Origin of the sequence: Streptomyces sp. NPDC079020 (genome assembly GCF_044542225.1) — a bacterium.
Taxonomy (GTDB): domain Bacteria; phylum Actinomycetota; class Actinomycetes; order Streptomycetales; family Streptomycetaceae; genus Streptomyces.
Map to the genome: position 1 here is coordinate 1 of NZ_JBITUB010000043.1, position 2,936 is coordinate 2,936.

Sequence of the window (2,936 nt, forward strand, 5' to 3'; positions counted from 1 at the left end):
TGTCAACGGTCATTGAGATGCCCAGGTGGGTGGCCGTTGGAGGCCCAGGCTGGTGGCCATCAGAAACCCAGGCGTGTGGCCAGTGGTGTTCCCGGGGTGGGTGTCAGTTCAAGGGGACCACTCCCTTCCCTGCGAGGGCTTCGGCGAGGCGATGCGAGTCACCGGTGGTGGTCACGAGGTGAGCGTGATGCATGAGGCGATCGGTGCTCGCGCCCGCGAGAGTCTTCGGCATGATCGTGTCGAAGCCCGAGGGATGAATATTGCTGGTCACCGCGATGGACCGGCGCTCGTAGGCGGCATCGATGATCCGGTAGAACGCCTCGGCGGCGTCCTCGCCGACGGGCAGCAGGCCGATGTCGTCGATGACGATGAGGTCCGCGCGGCAGATCCGGGCGACGGTCCGTGCGGTGGACCCGTCGACCTTCGACTTGCCGATCGCGGCGCTCAGCGTCTCCAGGGTGAACCAGGACACTCGCAGGTCCTTCTCGATCGCGGCCTGGGCTAGGCCCTCGGTGAAGTGACTTTTCCCTGTGCCGCTCGGGCCGGCGATCACCAAGTTCTCGGCGCGGCCGATCCATTCCAGGGTGGTCAGGGAGTTCTGGGTGGGTTCGGGGATGGTGGAGTCCTCGGCCCGCCAGGAGCCCAGGGTCTTGCCGGTGGGGAAGTTCGCCGAGTGCCGGCGAAGACGCCGGGTGGCGGCGGCGCGGCCGGTGACCTCCTCGGCTATCAGCAGCCGCAGGACCTCCGCGGGGTCCCAGCGTTGCGCGCGGGCGGTGGCCAGCACGTCGGGGGCGGCTTTGCGCATATAGGGCAGGCGCATCCGGCGCATCAGCCTGTCCAACTCCTCGGGCAGGGCCGGGGCCTGGGGAAATGTCACGGTCGTATATTCCTTCGCTGGTCGGGGTGGGCGTCGATAGGCTCGGTGGGTGATTAATCTGGCGGTGCGTGGTGACAGCGGAGACATCGAGGCTCGCGCTCAGGCCGGTGTGGAGTGGACCTCTGCCTTTGCGGACCTGGACCCGGCGGATTTCCCGATGCTCTTCGCCCTGACTCCGTATGGGGACGCGGTGTTCAACCAGCGGCAGATGCCGCTGTTGCTGGCGGAACTCGACCAGCTTCCGCCCGCTTGTGATGGTGAATGGGTCGCTCAGGCCCGCGAGTTGTGCCAGGTCGTCGAGCGCGGGATGCACCTGTATCTGTGGTTCATCGGCGACTGACCCCGCTCGGCTGGGCTGCAGGTGCCTTGGGGTCGTTGCCTACTGGCCCAGGGCCTGCCAGCCGATGGTTCCGTTCTGGACGGAGTGGGCTTCGTCCGCGCGGACGACCTCGCCGGCAGGTTTGCTGTCGGCGATGTGTCCCAGGATCGAGAGCAGGTCGTCGTCGGCGAAGCGCCCGGCGGTGGCCGCAAGTCCGAGGGCCTGGTCGACTGTGTCGTTGCCCAGGACGGTGGCCAGCTCGACCGCGCGGGCCATCTTGGCGCGGATCCGGGTGGCGCCGGCGGGTCCGGCTTCCTTGAGCCAGCGCCCGGCCCCGGGCCCGATGCCCACGAACGCGACCTCTGCCTCCGAGCGGGGCCGCAGTCTCGGCTGGTGGATGCTGCGGCCATCGGGATGGTCGGGGTAGTGCTCGTCGATGATCTGCGGAACGCCCGGGGTGGAGAGCTGGTGGCGCCAGATCTCCGAGAGATCACCGGAGTGGGTGCGGGCGGTGATGGACAGTTCTTCGCCGACGACCCGGCACCACACCTTGGCACCGGTATAGCCCGGCGGGGTCGAGTAGCGCACCGAGTTGAAGCTGATGGTGCGGTCCGAGCCGACCAGCCTCTCCTCACCCAGCGCGAGCGCGAGCGGCTCCATGGGCAGAACGTGCAGGGTGGTGCGTTCGATGTCCAGGCGGTTCGCGGGTATCTGCCCAGTCGCCCGGTGACGGCGCGAGTTCACCGCATCGCACCAGGTCAGGCAGGCATCGGCGAGATCGGCGAACGAGTCGTAAGCGGGCAACAGGTTCGCGCTGGTAGGCACCAGATCTCCCTTCGCGATGCGGACCGTCGCTTCCGCGCCGCCCTTCGATTCCGGGTCGTAGGGCACGCAACTGACCACCTGGCAGCCGTAATGCCGACCCGCGGCGACCATCTGCGGATGACGTACGGGTATCCCGGCGATGTGCTCGACGGTCACCGTCTTCGCGTTGTCCGTCAGTACATACGTCGGTGCCCCGCCGATCCGCCGGAGCGTGGTGTCCAGGCAGGCCACCAGCGTGCCCAGCGTGCAGTCCCAGACCGGGATGACGACCCGGAACCGCGACCAGGACAGCCATGCGCAGAACAGCCAGGTCCGACGGCCGTCGATGCGGGGGCCCTCGCCCCAGTCGAACTGGAGCCAGCGGCCCGGCTCGGGAATCCACGGCCGGTACGTTCGGCGCTTGCCCGCCTTCCATGCCGCTTTTGCCGCATTCACCGCCCGTCTCGTCGAGCGTTCGCTGCCCCGGTAGCCCATCGTCACGAGCTTCTCGTGGACCACATCGGCGCGGATCGTCGCCTTCGACTGCTCGACCCACTCCTCGACCTTCTCCAGGAACGCGTCGATCATCTTCGGCCGCGGCTCTCGCTCATAGGGATTGCGCCCGCCGTTGCGGGCCTCGACATACCTTTTGACCGTCTTCGGGTCGTGCCCCGTCAAAGTCGCCGCCGACCAGACCGTCCCGGTCAGGTCGTACGCCTCAAGGATTTCCATAATCTCCGTGTCAGACTTCGTCACAGGACCTCTCCGGCCGGTAGCTGATGCGTGCAAACACCAGCAAACGGGCGGAGGGGTCTCCTCCAGTTAAGGAAGCGATCAGGAACACCACTGATCAGACGGCCGTCCACCTGGATTTCCGGTGGCCATCAGCCTGGACTCGGCTGGCCGCACACCTGGACTTTGCCACGGCCGCCGTCA

3 protein-coding genes are annotated in these 2,936 nt (G+C 67.4%); 1 reads left to right on the plus strand and 2 read right to left on the minus strand.

Annotated features, from left to right (window positions below):
• Positions 1–103 precede the first annotated feature (103 nt).
• Complete coding sequence (gene istB / locus ACIGJO_RS35725) at positions 104–829, minus strand: IS21-like element helper ATPase IstB (RefSeq protein ID WP_399965618.1); 726 nt, start codon at positions 827–829, stop codon at positions 104–106.
• Positions 830–926: 97 nt separating this feature from the next.
• On the opposite strand from istB, the gene ACIGJO_RS35730 reads away from it, so the two are divergent.
• Positions 927–1,217: a hypothetical protein gene (locus ACIGJO_RS35730; protein ID WP_399965612.1), complete on the plus strand. Its 291-nt coding sequence runs from the start codon at positions 927–929 to the stop codon at positions 1,215–1,217.
• Positions 1,218–1,256: 39 nt separating this feature from the next.
• On the opposite strand, the gene istA is transcribed toward ACIGJO_RS35730, so the two are convergent.
• Positions 1,257–2,732 carry an IS21 family transposase gene (gene istA, locus ACIGJO_RS35735; RefSeq protein ID WP_399965614.1) on the minus strand — a complete coding sequence of 492 codons (1,476 nt, stop codon included), beginning with the start codon at positions 2,730–2,732 and terminating at the stop codon, positions 1,257–1,259.
• Positions 2,733–2,936 lie beyond the last annotated feature (204 nt).

Coding starts and splice junctions, on each gene's coding strand:
- istB (WP_399965618.1), bottom strand. CDS start 829: ATGCGCCGGATGCGCCTGCCCTATATGCGCAAAGCCGCCCCCGACGTG.
- istA (WP_399965614.1), bottom strand. CDS start 2,732: ATGGAAATCCTTGAGGCGTACGACCTGACCGGGACGGTCTGGTCGGCG.